15 protein-coding genes and 1 pseudogene are annotated in these 16,974 nt (G+C 68.0%); 8 read left to right on the forward strand and 8 right to left on the reverse strand.

What is annotated here, in order from left to right:
• Window positions 1-780 (forward strand): annotated as a pseudogene (locus ABLE94_RS03965) (hypothetical protein); the annotation flags it as partial.
• A 198-nt stretch (window positions 781-978) separates the two neighbouring features.
• Here ABLE94_RS03965 and dxs read toward each other — a convergent pair.
• From dxs to ABLE94_RS03980, 3 genes are all read right to left on the reverse strand, one after another.
• Entirely contained in the window at window positions 979-2,970 is a 1,992-nt protein-coding gene (dxs, locus tag ABLE94_RS03970) for a 1-deoxy-D-xylulose-5-phosphate synthase (protein ID WP_348803921.1), read from the reverse strand.
• Window positions 2,971-3,174: 204 nt separating this feature from the next.
• Window positions 3,175-4,527 (reverse strand): class I SAM-dependent RNA methyltransferase, encoded by a 1,353-nt coding sequence (locus tag ABLE94_RS03975; RefSeq protein WP_348808104.1) that lies wholly within the window; start codon window positions 4,525-4,527, stop codon window positions 3,175-3,177.
• Window positions 4,524-6,533, reverse strand: coding sequence for an APC family permease (locus ABLE94_RS03980; protein WP_348803601.1), 2,010 nt, complete (start codon window positions 6,531-6,533; stop codon window positions 4,524-4,526). The genes ABLE94_RS03975 and ABLE94_RS03980 overlap by 4 nt, the downstream gene beginning before the upstream one ends.
• A gap of 193 nt (window positions 6,534-6,726) precedes the next feature.
• Here ABLE94_RS03980 and ABLE94_RS03985 point away from each other — a divergent pair, with 193 nt between their 5' ends.
• The gene (locus ABLE94_RS03985; RefSeq protein WP_348803600.1) at window positions 6,727-7,389 is read left to right on the forward strand and encodes a potassium channel family protein; all 663 of its coding nucleotides are present in this window, start codon (window positions 6,727-6,729) and stop codon (window positions 7,387-7,389) included.
• A gap of 75 nt (window positions 7,390-7,464) precedes the next feature.
• Window positions 7,465-8,124, forward strand: coding sequence for a potassium channel family protein (locus ABLE94_RS03990; RefSeq protein WP_348803599.1), 660 nt, complete (start codon window positions 7,465-7,467; stop codon window positions 8,122-8,124).
• Between the two features lie 123 nt (window positions 8,125-8,247).
• Here ABLE94_RS03990 and ABLE94_RS03995 read toward each other — a convergent pair whose 3' ends face one another.
• A complete protein-coding gene (locus ABLE94_RS03995; RefSeq protein WP_348803598.1) occupies window positions 8,248-8,622 on the reverse strand; it encodes an OB-fold nucleic acid binding domain-containing protein in 375 nt (124 codons plus the stop codon).
• A 226-nt stretch (window positions 8,623-8,848) separates the two neighbouring features.
• Here ABLE94_RS03995 and ABLE94_RS04000 point away from each other — a divergent pair, with 226 nt between their 5' ends.
• The gene (locus ABLE94_RS04000; protein WP_348803920.1) at window positions 8,849-9,523 is read left to right on the forward strand and encodes an alpha/beta hydrolase; all 675 of its coding nucleotides are present in this window, start codon (window positions 8,849-8,851) and stop codon (window positions 9,521-9,523) included.
• Between the two features lie 69 nt (window positions 9,524-9,592).
• On the opposite strand, the gene ABLE94_RS04005 is transcribed toward ABLE94_RS04000, so the two are convergent.
• Together ABLE94_RS04005 and dut are read right to left on the reverse strand one after the other, a co-directional pair.
• On the reverse strand, window positions 9,593-10,477 hold the full coding sequence (locus ABLE94_RS04005; protein ID WP_348808105.1) for a DUF3710 domain-containing protein: 885 nt from the start codon (window positions 10,475-10,477) through the stop codon (window positions 9,593-9,595).
• 141 nt (window positions 10,478-10,618) lie between these two features.
• Window positions 10,619-11,116 carry a dUTP diphosphatase gene (gene dut, locus ABLE94_RS04010; RefSeq protein ID WP_348803595.1) on the reverse strand — a complete coding sequence of 166 codons (498 nt, stop codon included), beginning with the start codon at window positions 11,114-11,116 and terminating at the stop codon, window positions 10,619-10,621.
• A gap of 22 nt (window positions 11,117-11,138) precedes the next feature.
• On the opposite strand from dut, the gene ABLE94_RS04015 reads away from it, so the two are divergent.
• The gene (locus ABLE94_RS04015; protein WP_348803594.1) at window positions 11,139-11,705 is read left to right on the forward strand and encodes a DUF3093 domain-containing protein; all 567 of its coding nucleotides are present in this window, start codon (window positions 11,139-11,141) and stop codon (window positions 11,703-11,705) included.
• Between the two features lie 50 nt (window positions 11,706-11,755).
• On the opposite strand, the gene ABLE94_RS04020 is transcribed toward ABLE94_RS04015, so the two are convergent.
• Window positions 11,756-12,055, reverse strand: coding sequence for a DUF4193 domain-containing protein (locus ABLE94_RS04020; protein WP_348803593.1), 300 nt, complete (start codon window positions 12,053-12,055; stop codon window positions 11,756-11,758).
• 427 nt (window positions 12,056-12,482) lie between these two features.
• On the opposite strand from ABLE94_RS04020, the gene cei reads away from it, so the two are divergent.
• Window positions 12,483-13,199: an envelope integrity protein Cei gene (gene cei, locus ABLE94_RS04025; RefSeq protein ID WP_348808106.1), complete on the forward strand. Its 717-nt coding sequence runs from the start codon at window positions 12,483-12,485 to the stop codon at window positions 13,197-13,199.
• A 38-nt stretch (window positions 13,200-13,237) separates the two neighbouring features.
• On the opposite strand, the gene ABLE94_RS04030 is transcribed toward cei, so the two are convergent.
• Window positions 13,238-14,134: an inositol monophosphatase family protein gene (locus ABLE94_RS04030; RefSeq protein WP_348803590.1), complete on the reverse strand. Its 897-nt coding sequence runs from the start codon at window positions 14,132-14,134 to the stop codon at window positions 13,238-13,240.
• Window positions 14,135-14,364: 230 nt separating this feature from the next.
• Between ABLE94_RS04030 and ppgK the strand changes: the two genes are divergently transcribed.
• Entirely contained in the window at window positions 14,365-15,153 is a 789-nt protein-coding gene (gene ppgK / locus ABLE94_RS04035; protein WP_348808107.1) for a polyphosphate--glucose phosphotransferase, read from the forward strand.
• 165 nt (window positions 15,154-15,318) lie between these two features.
• Window positions 15,319-16,791, forward strand: a complete 1,473-nt coding sequence (locus ABLE94_RS04040) for an RNA polymerase sigma factor (protein ID WP_348803588.1) — start codon at window positions 15,319-15,321, stop codon at window positions 16,789-16,791.
• Window positions 16,792-16,974: the final 183 nt, after the last annotated feature.

A 16,974-nucleotide genomic window follows, 5' to 3' on the forward strand; every position in this document is an offset into this window, starting at 1 on the left:
GATACCGGTAGTGGTTCCGGCGCAACCGAACCCGCAGACACCGACGTGGTTGACGCCGAAGCGGTCGATGCCGAAACTGATGACATCGAAGCCGCCGCCGCTGACGCGGAGGGTGACGCCGAGCCGGTCGATACCCAGATCGACGAACCGACCGATCCCCACGCTGACAGCAACAAGGACCACGAGGCCGAAGCCCCGGCAACCGTCGAGGCCGAAACCCCGTCCGACCGTAGTGTTCCGAGTGACCATCAGGCTCCGGCTGCCGACTCCTCGAGCATCGACGACAGCCTCGACCTCGCAGACAGCGTCGACCAGAACTACGACCACGGGTCGGGCGTCCCTGACCAACCCGACCCAGCCATCGACGAATACGATTCAGGCGCAGCCCAACCCGATCCCGTCGAACCCCGACCACCCGACCAGCGAGACAAGCCCGACGCCGCAGGCGACGAGCACCCCGACGAACCTGGTGTCACCGACACCAGGGAGATCGACCTGGTCGTCTTCGACGGAGACGGTGTTCCGATCACCGACGATCCCGACGACCCAGCCACCGCTGCCGGGCTCGATCGTGCCTCACGCACCCGAATCCGCGTCCGCGACACGACCACCGAAGGACAGCCCCGCGAGCGCCGCATCCGTGATGGCGGCATCCGTACCAGCGGCGCCGACCGGGAACGTGAGCTCGAGGAACTCGCCGCCATCGGCATGAACCCACGCAACAGCCGAATCGAGCGTGTTCTGGCCGCCCGGCTCCACTACCGGCTCGACACCTCCTGAAGCAGCCCGTCCGCCGGTACTGGCCGGGCCGCACCGCCGCAGAAACATTGTGGCCGTGGGGAGTTCCAGCCTCGTCTTACGAGGCCTCGACACGGGCTTCGTTTCGACGGAGCTCAACGCGGCGGCTAGCGCTCCGCCCGGCTCGACCACCGGGACTGGACCTCGACAAGCTCGGCCCGGCGGACAAGCTCGGACGCGTCAGTCGGGCTCGGGGGACTCCAACTCGCCCGACGTCGAGTCGTCATGCGCCACATCGAGTTCGGGGTCGTCGAGCGCAGCACGGTCGAGTCCGGGGGTCACCTGCATTCCGGAGACCGTGGCGGTGATGGACCGCGCCAGATCCTGCGCGGTCAGACCGAGCTCCGACAAGATCTCACCGCGGGAAGCGTGAGTGATGAATTGCTGAGGAATCCCCCGGATCTGAACCGGCGCAGTCACATCCGCATTCGACAGTGCGGCGGCCACCGCCGACCCGACGCCTCCGTGCACACCGCTGTCCTCCAGTGTGACCACGAGTCGGTGACGTCCGGCGAGATCGACCACCGATGGCGGGACCGGCAACACCCATCGAGGATCGACGACGGTGGCCTCGATGCCCTGACTCCGCAGTCGCTCCGCGGTATCCAGAGCCAACGCGCAGAAGGCGCCGACCGCCACGATGAGAACGTCACCGCCGATCGGCTCGGTCGGCGAGGTGCCACGTCGCAGCACGTCAACCCCGTCATCCAGACGCTCGATCGCCCGAATGTCCTCCGGCACAGCGCCCTTGGAGAATCGCAGCGCACTGGGTCCGTCACCGACGTCCAATGCCTCGGCGAACTCCTCCCGCAGCCGCACCGCATCACGGGGCGCGGCAACGCGGATGCCCGGCACCAGACCCAGCAGCGACAGATCCCACATTCCGTGATGGCTCGGACCGTCGGGGCCGGTGATCCCGGCCCGGTCGAGTACCAGCGTCACCGGGAGTTTCAGCAGCGCGACATCCATCAACAACTGATCGAAGGCACGATTGAGGAAAGTCGAATAGATCGCGACCACCGGGTGCAGACCGCCCAGCGCCAACCCGGCCGCCGAGGTCACCGCATGCTGTTCCGCGATCCCCACGTCGAACATCCGATCCGGGTACCGCTCGCCGAAGGGTGCGAGTCCGGTCGGGCCGGGCATAGCGGCGGTGATCGCCACCACATCGTCCCGTGCGGCGCCGGCCTCGATCAGCGCAGCCGAGAACACCGACGTCCAATCCTGCGGCGACACGGTCTTGGCACGGCCGGTGGCGGGATCGATGACTCCGGTGGAGTGCATCTGATCGGCGACGTGATTCTCCGCGTGCGCATACCCCATGCCCTTGCGGGTCACCGTGTGTACGATCACCGGCCCGCCGAATGCCTTCGCCTGGCGGAACGCCGACTCGAGTGCCTCCACGTCGTGACCGTTCACCGGTCCCACGTACTTGAGGCCGAGGTCGGTGAACATCGCCTGTGGCGCAAGCAGATCCTTCAAGCCGCTCTTCATCCCGTGCAGCAACGCGTACGCCGGGTCGCCGACGACCGGCAACTTCTGCACCACCTTGCGTCCCTCGTCGAGCACGCGCTCGTACCCCGGCTGCAGCCGCAGTCCGGACAGGTGTTTGGCGAGTCCGCCGATCGTCGGTGCATACGACCGCCCGTTGTCGTTCACCACGATCACCACCGGCCGATCGGCACCGGCGATGTTGTTGATGGCCTCCCAGCACATACCGCCGGTGAGCGCACCGTCACCGACGACGGCGACCACGGTCCGCTCGTCCTGCCCGGTGAGCGCGAACGACTTCGCGAGGCCGTCGGCGTACGACAACGCCGCCGAGGCGTGTGAGGATTCGACCCAGTCGTGCGGGCTCTCGGCACGATCCTGATACCCGGTGAGTCCGCCCTTCTGCCGCAACGAATCGAACCCGTCACGCCGGCCGGTCACGATCTTGTGCACATAGCACTGATGGCCTGTGTCGAAGATCACCGGATCGATCGGCGAATGGAAGACACGATGCAGCGCCAGGGTCAGCTCGACGACACCCAGATTCGGTCCGAGGTGCCCGCCGACGGCCGACACCTTCTCGACGAGGAAATCGCGGATCTCACTCGCCAACGCGGTGACGTCCTCGGGTGAGAGCGCACGCAGATCCGCCGGTGAATTGATGTGCTCGAGTTGGCCCATCATTCCTCCATCATGTCGTCGTCCACGGTCGGCGGGTCGGCGCGACACCGGCGGGCTTCACCGGTGGATACCCCAGGGCTCCAGGCCCCCGACCACGAACCCACCGGTTCGCCCCGGGGATTCGTCCCTCGACGCCGGGAGGCGACGAGAGTCATCTGTGTCAGTCTACGGATGTCCCGGCGTCAACCCGACGGCGACAAACCCTCAGACGGGTGAGGTCGACCGCACCAGTACTGCGATGGCCTCCAGATGGTGCGTGAGAGGGAATGCGTCGAACCCCGCAATGCCTCGCACCCGATATCCCCGGTCGGTCCACAGGCGCAGATCCCGCGCGAACCGGCCGACGTCGCAACCGACGTGCACCACCCGTGGACCCGCGGCGACGATGCCGTCGATCACCCGTGCCCCGGCGCCCGTCCGCGGCGGGTCGAGAACCACCACATCCGGTGCGGGAAGGTCGCCGATGATCTCCGCCACCTCGCCACGATGGCTCCGCACCCGCGGATCGTCACCGAAGGTCACCCCGGCGGCCGCGAGTGCGCCGCCGTCGGAGTCGACGATGTCCACCCGACCGGCACCGACGTCGTCGAGGAGAGCAGCCGCGAACACACCCGCACCGCCGTACAGATCCCAGCACGTCACCGGCTCCCCCGACCCGACGCCGACATACTCGAGATACCGCCGGACGAACTCGGTGACCGTCGCGGCATACACCGAGGGTGCTGCGCGGTGCCCCTGCCAGAATCCGGTCACCGGGATCTGCCAGGCGCGGTCCCCCACCCGGTGTACCGCGGTCGCCTCCCCCTCGAGCACGGTCAGTGCACGAGCACCCTCACGCCCACGTCGACGTCGTTGCGCCGACCGGCGGTGCGCACCCCGCCGGTCCGTGCCCCGACGCTGCGTTGCCCGACGCCGACCACTCGAACCCGAACCGCCTCCGGGACTCGGTGGTGCCAGTTCGGTGATGTGACGGTGACCGTCGTCGTCGAGCACGATGGCGAGCTCGGCGCCCGGTGTGTATCCGGCGTCGACGCCGACGATCATCGTCGGATCGGGTTGCGCGCATGGGTGTCCGACGACGATTCCCGCGGCCCCTCGTTCGTGCACCCCCGCCCGGCCGTCGGCGTCGACGGTCAGTCGGGTGCGAATCCGCCAACCCACCTCGGCGTCGTCGAGTGCGCGAACCGCCGCAGCCGCATCCTCGAGAACGTCGAGGGCATCCGGCGTGAAGCCGCCCACCCGGATCAGGACGTCACGCAGCACCTGCGACTTCAGAGTTCGCGCGTGGGCCGCCGCGACAAACGCGAAGTCGCAACAACCTGCTCCGTGAACCGCTGCCGGACAACGATTTTCGATGCGATAGGGCGACGGATCGAGAACGTCGCAGACCTCCGCGGAGAGAAACCCGGGCTTCTCTCCGATGATCGACGCGGTCACGGTCTCACCGGGAATCGCGCCCCGGACGAACACGACCCGGCCGTCGGGTGCGTGGGCGATGGCGGTGCCGCCGTTCGCGGGCCGCTGCACAGCCAACGTCAGCAGCTCGGGCGCACTCACGAGTCGGGGCCACCCAGGGCACGCCGGGTGTCACCGGGGGCGTTGTAGGACAGATCCGCCTTGCGACGATCGGACGAACTGAGCTGCCAGGGCACCGACGTCACCATCACCCCGGGCTCGAACAGCAGGCGTGTCTTCAACCGCAGCGCCGACTGGTTGTGCAGGATCTGCTCCCACCAATGCCCCACCACATACTCCGGGATGAACACGGTGATGACATCGCGGGGCGACTCTCGTCGGACGCGACGGACGTACTCGATCACCGGGCGGGTGATCTCACGATAGGGCGACGCAATCACCTTGAGCGGCACCCGGATGTCGCTGGCCTCCCACTCCGACACCAACCGGCGAGTGTCGCGATCGTCGACGTTGACGGTGATCGCCTCGAGCACGTCGGGGCGGGTGGCGCGGGCGTACAGCAGGGCCCGCTTGGTGGCCAGGTGCAGCGTGGAGACCAACACCACCGAGTGGGTCCGGCTCGGCAACACCTGCTCGTCCTCGTCGACGGCACGTTCGAGCTCGCGCTGGACCGAGGCGTAGTGGTGGTGGATCAGTTTCATGATGACGAACAGGATGACCATCGCCAGGATCGCGATCCAGGCGCCGGCGGTGAACTTGGTGATCAGCACGACCACCAGCACCGTCGCCGTCATGATCAGACCCACGGCGTTGATCACCCGGGATTGCATCATCCGCCGACGCGCACTCGGGTCGGTTTCGGTACGCAACAACCGCGTCCAGTGCCGCACCATGCCCGTCTGGCTCAGGGTGAACGACACGAACACGCCGACGATGTAGAGCTGGATGAGCGCGGTCACCTCACCACCGAAGGCGATCACGAAGGCCATCGCCGCGACGGCGAGGAACACGATGCCGTTGCTGAAGGCCAGCCGGTCGCCGCGGGTGTGCATCTGACGCGGCAGATAACGATCCTGGGCGAGCACCGACCCGAGCACCGGAAAACCGTTGAATGCGGTGTTGGCCGCCAGCATCAGGATCAGGGCGGTCACGGTCGCGACGAAATAGAACCCGATCGGGAAACCCTCGAAGACAGCGTGCGCCAACTGGGCGATCATGGCTTCCTGCTGGTAGCCGGGGGGCGCACCGATCAGGTCGGTGTCCGGATTCATCACGTATTTCGCGCCGATCCGCTCGGCCAGGAAGACGATGCCCAGCAGCAGCACGATCGCGATGCTGCCGAGAAGGAGCAGTGTCGTCGCGGCGTTGCGCGACTTGGGTTTCTGGAAGGCCGGAACGCCGTTGCTGATCGCCTCCACACCGGTCAGCGCCGCGCATCCGGACGAAAACGCACGCGCGATCAGGAACACGAACGCGATACCCATCAGGTGATTGTTCTCGGCCCTGATCTCGAAGTGCGCGGTCTCGGCCTGCACGTCGCGTCCCAGGACGAAGATCTCCAGGAATCCCCAGATGAGCATGCCCAGCACACCGAAGATGAAGGCGTAGGTCGGGATGGCCAGCACCGACCCGGACTCCTTGAGGCCGCGCAGATTCACCGCCGCCAGCACGATGATCGCCGCGACACAGAACCAGACTCGGTGCTCGTGCACGAAGGGTATCGCCGCACCGATGTTCTCCGCCGCCGACGAGATCGACACCGCGACGGTGAGGACGTAGTCGACCAGCAGCGCGCTGCCGACCGTCAGGCCCGCGGTGGGACCGAGATTGACGGTGGCCACCTCGTAGTCACCGCCACCGGAGGGATAGGCGTGCACGTTCTGGCGATAGCTGGCAACGACGACCGCCATCACGATCGCGACCGCGATCGCCACCCACGGTGTGTACGCCAGGGCCGACAATCCGGCGACCGAGAGGACCAGGAAGATCTCCTGCGGCGCGTAGGCGACCGATGACATCGCGTCCGACGCGAACACCGGTAGCGCTATGCGCTTGGGCAGCAGGGTGTGGCCGAGACTGTCGCTGCGAAATGGACGTCCCAGAAGCAGGCGTTTCGTCGCGACGGACACCTTTGACACGGTGGACACCAGGCAACACTAGAACCTGCGATACCCGAAGGCCACCAGGACCCGCATCATCGGCCGGGCAGTACGGGTAGGTTCATCTCTGCATGGGACGACGCGGTCGTTGGTGGCGTCGATGAATCCCTGCGCCGCCGAGTCGTGGGCGAACCCCACAGGCATGTGATCGCCGGAAAGGGTGCACCGTGAAAGGACCGCTGTGCGAGTAGTCATCATGGGCTGCGGACGAGTCGGATCGGCGCTGGCGATGGCCATGCAGAAGCGTGGGCACGAGGTCGCGGTGATCGATCGTGACGCATCGGCCTTCGCCCGCCTCGGCGATGCCTTCACCGGCGACCGCATCGTCGGTGTCGGATTCGATCGGGACGTGCTGATCCGCGCCGGGATCGAGAAAGCCGACGCCTTCGCCGCCGTCTCCTCCGGCGACAACTCCAACATCATCTCCGCGCGCGTGGCACGCGAGACCTTCGACATCGAACGCGTGGTGGCCCGCATCTACGACGCCAAACGCGCGGCGGTCTACGAACGCCTCGGTATCCCGACGGTGGCGACGGTGCCGTGGACCACCGAACGTTTCGTCTCGGCGCTCGGTGAGACCTCGACCACCACCGAGTGGCGTGACCCGTCGGGGACGTTGGCGATCGCGCAACTCGACATCCACGAGTCGTGGATCGGGACGAGTTCGATCAAGTTCCAGGAGCGCACCGGCGCCCGGATCGCCTTCCTCAACCGCGTCGGTACGCCGGTGCTGCCGGAGGCGAAGACCGTTCTGCAGCAAAGCGATGTGGTGTTCGCCGCGGTGCTGCTCGACCGGTTGCCGGAGACACGCGCCCTGGTGGCGGCTCCGCTGGCCGACGACTGACCACCAACAACGGCCATTGATCTTGATGGGCGGCCCATCCGCCGCCGTCACCACCGTCTTCGACAGGAGAACGTCATGAGAGTCGCCATCGCCGGTGCCGGCGCCGTCGGGCGATCGATTGCCCGCGAGCTGCTCGTCAACTCGCACGAGGTCACCTTGTTCGAGCGCAAGTCCGATCACATCGACACCGACGCCGTCCCCGGCGCGCAATGGCTACTCGCCGACGCCTGTGAGCTGTCGAATCTCGAGTCGGCGAATCTGCAGTCCTTCGACGTGATGATCGCCGCGACCGGCGACGACAAGGCCAACCTGGTGGTGAGTCTGCTCGCGAAGACGGAATTCGCCGTCAATCGGGTGGTCGCCCGGGTCAACGACCCCCGCAATGAGTGGCTTTTCGGCGAGGAGTGGGGCGTCGATGTCGCGGTGTCGACGCCGCGGCTGCTCGCCTCGCTCGTCGAGGAGGCGGTCTCCGTCGGAGATCTGGTGCGCCTGATGACATTCCGCCAGGGACAGGCCAACCTGGTCGAACTCACGCTGCCGGCGAACACGCCGCTCGCCGGCCGCCCCGTTCACAAGCTCCAGTTGCCCAGAGATGCTGCGCTCGTGGCGATCCTGCGCGGCGGCCGGGTGATCGTGCCCGAACGCGACGACCCGCTCGAGGGCGGCGACGAACTGGTGTTCATCGCACCGGCCGAGGCCGAACCCGCGCTGCACGCCGCGATGCGGATCGAGTAGCCGCCAGATCCGGGGGGCACACTGCCGCTCGGCGGCCACGGTGGCGCCCGCACGTCGAGCCGGGCACTGCTCGTCGGGCAGCAGAAAGGCGGCCGCAGTGGGCCGCCTTAATGGTGCGCTCCGTCAGTCCTCGTCGCCGTAGAGCTCGTAGTACGGGTTGTAGATCACCTTGGTGCCGTCGTGCTCGCCCAGGCGACCCCGTACGGTCAACTTCCGGCCCGGTTCGATTCCCGGGATCCGGTTGCGTCCCAGCCATTTCAGCATCACGACGTCGGATCCATCGAAGAACTCCGCCTTGACCCCGCTCTTGGCGGTGCGCGAACACGTCTCCACCGATCGAAGTTCACCGTGCATGGTGACCTCGTCACCGCGGCAACACTCGACGGCGCGCTGAGCGCCGGTCGCTTCGGATTCGGCAGCGATCTGCTGCGCATCGGCGTTGCCGAGATCCTCGGTCAACCGCTTCGTCAGCCGCTTGAGATATCCGGCTGTCGGCATCGCAACCTCCAAGACGATGTGCCTTCGCCCAGTCGGGGTCGTGGTGCCTTGTGGGCCGGGCCTTGAGTAGTACTCGACGCCCCGACGTGGGTGCTTGGCCTCAGCGTAGACCCAAGCTCACGACACGTACAACGCACGGCATGATCGTGGCATGCCCGCGAATGACATACACGCCGTGACCAGCACGAATGGCCGGTCTCACACCGCGGTGTCGGCGCTCGTCGTGATGCCCGGAACGGGTTCGGACGCCGACTTCGTCCGGCGGGCATTCGGTGCGGCCGCCGCGCGGATGGGTGTGGAACTGATCGCCCTGCAACCCGAGGAGGATCTTGTCGCGGGCCACCGCCGGCGCCTGGACGAATCGGCGGATAGGTACGGCCGGATTCTGGTGGGCGGCATCTCGATCGGAGCCGCCATCGCGATCGACTGGGCATTGGGGGCCGACGGCGCGCAGCGGTGCGCCGGGGTGTGGGCCGCCCTGCCGGCGTGGAGCGGGGTCGGCGACTCCACGCTCGCCGTACAGAGCGCCGCGGCGACCGCACGGGCGCTGCGCGTCGATGGGCTGGAGGCGACGATCGCCGCGATGCGCCGCAGCAGTCCCGCGTGGCTGGGTGCCGAACTCACCCGCAGCTGGCGAGCGCTGTACCCGGGTCTGGTCGGCCAGTTGGAGCAGGCCGCGCGGTATCGGGCCCCGACGGTCGACGACATCGCACACCTCGCCGTGCCCCTGGCGATCACCGCGGCAGCCGATGACCCGCTGCATCCGCTCGAGGTCGCTGAACAGTGGTGTGCCGCGGCACCCGAGGCGCACCTCGTGCACGTGGGTCTGCACGAGTGGGGACAGGATCCGTCCGTTCTGGGGCGCTCCTGCGCGCGGGCGTGGGGTGAACTCGTGCGGTGAACGCCGCCCGGGCCCGGTTCAGCTCACCGAACGGCTCAGCTCCCGGACCGGCTCAGCTCGACCAACGGCTCAGCTCTTGGAACGGCGACGCCGGAAACGCTGCATCGCCGAACCCGACGACGGCGGGATCTCCTCGGGCTCCTCCTCGATCACCTCGGCGGCCGCGTCGGCCTCACGCACGAGGGTGGCCTGTTCGATCTGTTCGAGCGCACCGCCCGGGATGCGTTCGACGTCGATGTGCTCATCGAGATCGCCATCCACGTCGTCGTCGACGCGGGTCTCGGCGACCTCCTCGGGTTGAGCCGGGGCGGGTACCGCTGACGCCTCGGTGCCGGGCGCTCCGGGCGGCACGGCACCGCCCATCTGCTGCTGCACCATCTGTTGCTGTGCGGCGGCGACCTGCTCGGCGAGGACAGGCGGCAACACGATCGGGAGCATCTCCCGGGGCGGGTGCGGGTCCTTGCCGCGCCGGACCACGGACTCGGCCAGCACCGCCCGGGCCAATTGGCTCAGCTGGTCCCGTGACTCGTCCGGACCGCTGGCCACGCACCGGACCATCCATCGGGGACCGTCGACACCGATGAAGCGGTGGGCGCCACCGGGGACCTCCGCGAGGACCTCACGACCCCAGTGCGCGTCCTCGACGCTCACGGTGGCACCTTCGTCGCGCAGGGACGCCGCGAGTTCGCGCACGACCTCACGCCACAGGCCCGGTGATCGTGGTGCCGCGAAGGCCGTCACGCTGATCCGGCCGTGCGGGGTGACGAGGTACACCGCCTCCGGCTGATGATCCGGGGACATCTCCACGGTCACCTGTCCCCCCTCGACCACGGGGACCAGCACCGAGCCCAGATCCAGATGAGAGTTCGCCAATTCCTCGGCCGGCGTGGCCAATTCGTCGATGTCGTAGGGTCCACGCGCCTGCCCGACCCGCAGTTCGTCGTCCGCTGCCATCTTCTGTCTCATCTCCTGCCCTCACCGCGAACCACGGTGTGCCGACCTTCCCGTGTGCAGGGTAATCGACGGGCCGACCGCGACGTCGGAGGTCAGCGGGAACGGTCGACGCCGGTCGGAGATGTCGCGCGGTGCGCTTCGTCAGGACTCGGGGCCGGACAGTGCGGCGTGGCCACCGCTGGACCCGTATCCACCGGCGCCGCGGCTGGTCTCGTCGAGTTCGTCGACCTCCACGAACGACGGGAGCTCGACACGCTGGATGACGAGTTGGGCGATGCGGTCACCGCGTGCGATGTGGATCGGCTCGCTCGGATCGAGGTTGATCAGGCAGACCTTGATCTCACCGCGGTAGCCGGCGTCGATGGTGCCGGGCGTGTTCACGATCGACAGCCCGGCGCGCGCCGCCAACCCGGATCGGGGATGGATCAGGCCCACCGTGCCCACCGGCAGTGCGATGGCGATCCCTGTGCCGACGAGTTGGCGACGGCCGGCGGGAAGTTCGAGGTCGATGGTGGAACAGAGGTCGACGCCGGCGTCGCCCGGGTGGGCCCGGGCCGGCAGCGGAAGATCGGGATCGAGGCGGCGGACCCGTACCGGTGGCAGCGAGTCGCTCGGACCAGGGGTGAGATCTGATGTCACGCTGGCAGACTACGCTGGCCCTGTGAGTGATCCCGAACCCAGCGAGTCCCATCCCGACGCCCAGACCGCAGGCAATGCCGTCGGGTCGGCCGGTGGCTCCGCAGGCGATCGGGCCACCGGGGGCGACACACGTTTCGACGAACGACTGAGGGTCCCGTGGTGGTGGTGGCTGGCCGCGGCTGTGGTGACCGGCGTGGTCGGGCACGAGATCGAGCTCTCGGCACACCGTTCGGGATGGGGATATCTCGGATACGTGGGTACCGCGATCGTGTGCGCGTTGGCGCTCTGGTCGATGGGTCGCACACGCATCCGGGTGACGGCCGATGGCGAACTGCAGGCGGGCAAGGCGCGCCTGCCGCGTTCGGTGATCGCTCGAGGCGCGACGATCAGCGCCTCGGCCAAGAGTGCGGCCCTGGGACGCCAGCTCGACCCGGCCGCATTCCTGGTGCACCACGCCTGGGTCAAGACGATGGTGCTGTTGGTTCTCGACGACCCTGACGACCCGACCCCGTACTGGCTGGTGTCGACCCGTCGGCCCGGCGAGTTGCTGGAAGCGCTCGGAGTGCCGGACGCCGCAGCGACCTCGTAGAGGTCACCGGCGACCCGGCCCGCCGTTCGCCGGGCAGCGGCCCGACGACCTCAGGCGCAGTCGACGCAGATCATCGACGAGCCGTTCTCACGGGCGAGTCGACTGCGGTGATAAACGAGAAAACAGCTGCTACAAGTGAACTCGTCGGCCTGCTTCGGGATGACCCGCACCGACAGTTCCTCACCGGACAGGTCCGCCCCGGGGAGTTCGAACGACTCCGCGGTGTCTGTCTCGTCGACGTCGACGGCCGCGGCCTGTGCCTCGCTGCGCCGCGCCTTGAGTTCCTCGAGCGAATCCTCGTTCAGGTCTTCGCTCTCCGTGCGTCGTGGCGCGTCATAATCAGTAGCCATTGTGTGCCTTACCTGGTTGGAGGAGCGCACCACGCAGTCCTCGGCTTGTGACCGTCATGAACCCTGGGTGCCGTACATGCCGGGATTGTCTTGCCGGCGTACCTACAACGTCATGACCGGGGCGATTCGTTACCCATCGACCACCGGATCGTTGTGAAGTTGCTCACGTTTTGATGCCTGCTCGCCTCGGGCTCGGGAGAGCGGGCGCCCGAAGCATAGTGGAGACACCGCACAGAGTCAATCACGCCGGTCACCGCGGCTCTCCTCGGGCTCGATCGCCGCTTGACGCCGCCCGCTCCCCTCCGCCACCCGGTGGGCCCGAAAAATGTCACGCGCCATCTCTGGTCGGCGCCGCCTCCGATCCGGCGACGGACCGACCCTCTACAGTGGGCCCAAATCCGCTGGCGATGAAGGAGCGCAGTCCACGGTGGTCTCGCAGATTACGACCGGTTACCCCACCGATCACAACGGGCGACCGTATCGCCGACGCCGAAGCTGGCCCATTCTCATCGTGTTGGCCGTGCTCGCCGTCCTGGGAGTCATCGCCTGGTCGGTGGCGCTGGCGGGCTCGGAGGCCGACGCGACGCCCACCGACTGCAACGTTCCGACCCCGGCGAGTGCCTCCGCGTCCGACTCCGCACCGGCCGACGCGGCCCCGGCGCCGACCTCCGCCGCACAGCCGACCTCCACCGTCGTCGATCGCGACGACATGCTCAAGGTCACTCCGGCGGCGCTGTCGACGTTCCAGGTGCGGGTGCTCAACGCGTCCACGCAGCGCGGCGCGGCGCGCTCGGCGTCGGGCGATCTGACGGCTCAGGGTTTCACCCCGGCCAGCGACTCCGCCTACGGCGACGATCCGCTCTACCCCAACCACGATCTCAACTGTGTCGCGCAGATCCGCTTCGGCCCGGCCGGACAGGCGGCCGCGGCGGCGGTGTGGCTCGCGATCCCGTGCGCCCAACTCGTCAACGACGGACGTCGCGGCACCGACGTCGATGTCGCGCTCGGCGAGTACTACGAGGCCCAGGAGCAGTCCCAGGATGCGCAGGCGGCACTGGAGGCGCTGCGGTCGGCGGATCCGAAGAACCCGCAGAGCGGCGTCGACCCGGGTCTGGTCAGCGCCGTGCACTCCCAGCGCTGCTGAGCGGCCTCCAGACGACCGGCGCCGGGTCCGGCCTCAGGTCATGCCTGGGCGGGCAGCGCCCGCCGGGCATCGACCGAGTCGAGGAGTGCGATGAAGCTCTCGGCGATCCCCGGTGCCACCGCGATCGTGGGATGACCGTCGTCCGAGCGTGAATCCGGTGGCGGCAACAGCACTCTCGCGCCCGCCTCGGCGGCGATGAGCCCACCCGCCGCCCAATCCCAGGGACTCAGGCCGTGTTCGATGTGCGCGTCGACGGCACCGCTGGCGACCATGCACAGATCGAGTGCGGCGGCCCCGATCCGGCGCAGGTCCCGCACCTTGGGCAGCAACTGCGCCACCAGCGCCCCCTGCGCGCGCCGCCGGCGGGCGTCGTACCCGAAACCGGTGGCCACCAACGCCAGGCCCACCTCGTCGATGGCGTTGCATCGCAACGGGGTTCGCACTCCGTCGACGGTCATGACGGCACCGCCGCCCAGCGTCGCCGAGTAGGTGACCCGCCGTGCGACGTCGACCACCGCACCCGCCACCGAGCGCCCGTCGATCTGCGCGGCCACCGACACCGCATACGCCGGGATGCCGTACATGAAGTTGACCGTCCCGTCGATCGGGTCGACGACCCAGCGCACCCCGGTCGGCACGGCGACGCTGCCGCCGGCCTCCTCCCCGAGGACGTGGTCACCGGGCCGCAGCCGATGCAGCATCGCGCGGATCAGTGCCTCGGTCTCGGTGTCGGCCACGGTGACCGGATCGGTGGGCGTCGATTTGGTCGACACCGCATCGTCGACGCCGTCCTCGGCCGCGCCGGGTCCCGGGCCGCCGAACAGTTCCGGCCGCCGGGTGCGCACGTGTGCGGCGGCCTCGTGCGCCACCTCAACCGCCACCGCACCCAACGACGCCGGGTCGATATCGGCCGCACCCCCACCCGCCTCGGACACGTCCGAACTCCCGGACCGATGGTCGACGACACCCTGCCTGTCTGCGTGCTCCACCGTTCCATGTGAGCACACCCGCCGGCCGACGGTGCGATCGGGCAAGTCGGTCCCCGCGCCGTCGACGAGAGTTCTCCGCACACCCCTGCGACCTGCGCGCGGTGTCGATAGCCTGAAGACGCCGCGGCGAGACCGATCGTCGGCCGGCACCCGACCATCGCCTGAGAGGACTCGCCATGACCGACTCCGCAGTGCCCGACTCCCCCACCACCGCAACGAATCTGGGCTTCGGCGTCGATGTCGGCGGGTCGGGCATCAAGGGCGGGATCGTCGACCTCGACACGGGTGCGCTGGTCGGTGAGCGGTTCAAGGTCCTCACCCCCAAGCCCGCGACGCCCAATGCGGTCGCCGGGGGCGTCGCCGAGGTGGTGGCCCACTTCGACTGGGCCGGACCGGTCGGCATCACCCTGCCGGGCGTGATCACCGACGGGGTGATGCGGACCGCCGCCAACATCGATCCCGCCTGGATCGGGACCGACGTGTACGCACTCTTCAGCGAGATGATGGGCGGACGGCAGGTGTCGGTGCTCAACGACGCCGACGCCGCCGGGATGGCCGAGGACGCCTGCGGCGCCGGGAAGGGTGTCAGCGGCGTGGTGATGCTCTTGACCTTCGGTACCGGGATCGGTTCGGCCATCCTCATCAACGGAACCCTGGTGCCCAACACCGAACTCGGGCACCTCATCGTCGGCAAGAAGGAGGCCGAGCACCAGGCATCCTCGCGCATCAAGGAGGAGAAGGGCTGGTCGTATGAGAAGTGGACCGAGAAGGTGTCGATCGTCCTCAAGGAGTACGAGGCACTGTTCTGGCCCAAACTCTTCATCGCCGGCGGCGGGATCAGCCGCAAGTCCGACAAGTGGATTCCGTTGCTGACCAACTCCACCCCGGTGGTGCCGGCCACCCTGCTCAACACCGCGGGCATCGTCGGGGCCGCGATGGCCGTCAACCAAGGTCTCCGCGCCTGACCGTGACCTTGACACAGCCATCCTGACCAGGCCTTTGTCACATTCGGCCGGGGGGTGTCGTTACAATGGTCCGCACCGGCGATCTCACGCCGGATCAAGCCCTGATCAGCGACGGCTCACCGCTGCCGCAAACGATAGACACGATTCGTATCCGAAAGGTTGTACGTGGCAGCCACCCAGACCCGCCAGAACGACGCCGAGGTCGAGGATCCGACGTCAACCGCCCCCGCGGCTGACAAGGCACCCGCGAAGAAGGTCGCCAAGAAGGCGGCCAAGAAAGCAACCGCCCGCAAGACCGCAGCAAAGAAGGCCCCGGCCCGCAAGGCTGCGAAGAAGACCGCCGCCAAGGCCGTGGCCACGGGCACCGCCGATGCCGCCGAGGATTCCGACGACGAGCCCACCTCGATCGACGACATCGACGTCCCCGACACCGAACTCGACGACGTCGAGATCGATGACGTCGAGATCGACGAGGACGCCGACGACGAGTCCGAGGACGACTCGGACGACGACGAGGACGATGCCGAGTCCGACGACGACGCGGCCAAGACCGACGCACCGGCACCGGCCGCCGCCACCGGTACCGGTACCGGTACCGCCAAGGCCACCGCGGCCAAGCCCAAGGAGGAGGCCAAGGAGGCCAAGTCCGGCGACTTCGTCTGGGACGAAGAGGAATCCGAGGCCCTGCGACAGGCCCGCAAGGACGCGGAACTGACCGCATCGGCCGACTCGGTGCGTGCCTACCTCAAGCAGATCGGCAAGGTCGCACTGCTCAACGCCGAGGAGGAGGTCGAACTCGCCAAGCGCATCGAGGCCGGCCTGTTCGCCACCGAGCGGTTGCGGCGCATGCTGGCATCCGGCGAGAAGGTGTCCACCGCCGCCAAGCGTGACCTCAACTGGATCTCGCGCGACGGCAACCGGGCGAAGAATCACCTCCTCGAGGCGAACCTGCGTCTCGTCGTCTCGCTGGCCAAGCGTTACACCGGCCGCGGCATGGCGTTCCTGGACCTCATCCAGGAGGGCAACCTGGGCCTGATCCGTGCGGTCGAGAAGTTCGACTACACCAAGGGCTACAAGTTCTCGACGTACGCCACCTGGTGGATCCGCCAGGCCATCACCCGCGCCATGGCCGATCAGGCCCGCACCATCCGCATCCCGGTCCACATGGTCGAGGTCATCAACAAGCTCGGCCGTATCCAGCGCGAACTCCTCCAGGACCTCGGCCGCGAGCCGACCCCCGAGGAACTCGCCAAGGAGATGGACATCACGCCGGAGAAGGTGCTGGAGATCCAGCAGTACGCGCGTGAACCGATCTCGCTGGATCAGACCATCGGCGACGAGGGCGATTCGCAGCTCGGTGACTTCATCGAGGATTCCGAGGCGGTCGTCGCGGTCGACGCGGTGAGCTTCACGCTGCTGCAGGATCAGCTGCAGTCCGTGCTGGAAACCCTCTCCGAACGTGAGGCCGGCGTCGTCCGACTCCGTTTCGGTCTGACCGACGGTCAGCCGCGCACCCTCGACGAGATCGGACAGGTCTATGGCGTGACGCGCGAACGCATCCGGCAGATCGAGTCGAAGACGATGTCGAAGCTGCGCCACCCGTCGCGGTCGCAGGTCCTGCGCGACTACCTGGACTGACAACGCCGCATCATCAGATCGACGCCCCGGCCGCATGGCCGGGGCGTCGGTCGTTCACGGCCCCTGTCGGCACCCGTGTCAAGGGTTGCGCCCGTGCTGATCGCGACCCCGCCGCCGATGCGGTACCGCGACCCGGTCACTCATAGGATGTCCGGCATGCCGCTTTCCGACGTCCGAGGGCTC

It is taken from the genome of Gordonia sp. VNK1 (assembly GCF_040049135.1).
Classification (GTDB): domain Bacteria; phylum Actinomycetota; class Actinomycetes; order Mycobacteriales; family Mycobacteriaceae; genus Gordonia; species Gordonia oleivorans.

Excerpts from the sequence above, each read along its gene's own strand:
- ABLE94_RS04005 (WP_348808105.1), bottom strand. The coding sequence starts at position 10,477 with ATGGCAGCGGACGACGAACTGCGGGTCGGGCAGGCGCGTGGACCCTAC.
- ABLE94_RS03990 (WP_348803599.1), top strand. The coding sequence starts at position 7,465 with ATGAGAGTCGCCATCGCCGGTGCCGGCGCCGTCGGGCGATCGATTGCC.
- ppgK (WP_348808107.1), top strand. The coding sequence starts at position 14,365 with ATGACCGACTCCGCAGTGCCCGACTCCCCCACCACCGCAACGAATCTG.
- ABLE94_RS03995 (WP_348803598.1), bottom strand. The coding sequence starts at position 8,622 with ATGCCGACAGCCGGATATCTCAAGCGGCTGACGAAGCGGTTGACCGAG.
- ABLE94_RS04000 (WP_348803920.1), top strand. The coding sequence starts at position 8,849 with ATGCCCGGAACGGGTTCGGACGCCGACTTCGTCCGGCGGGCATTCGGT.
- dxs (WP_348803921.1), bottom strand. The coding sequence starts at position 2,970 with ATGGGCCAACTCGAGCACATCAATTCACCGGCGGATCTGCGTGCGCTC.
- ABLE94_RS04020 (WP_348803593.1), bottom strand. The coding sequence starts at position 12,055 with ATGGCTACTGATTATGACGCGCCACGACGCACGGAGAGCGAAGACCTG.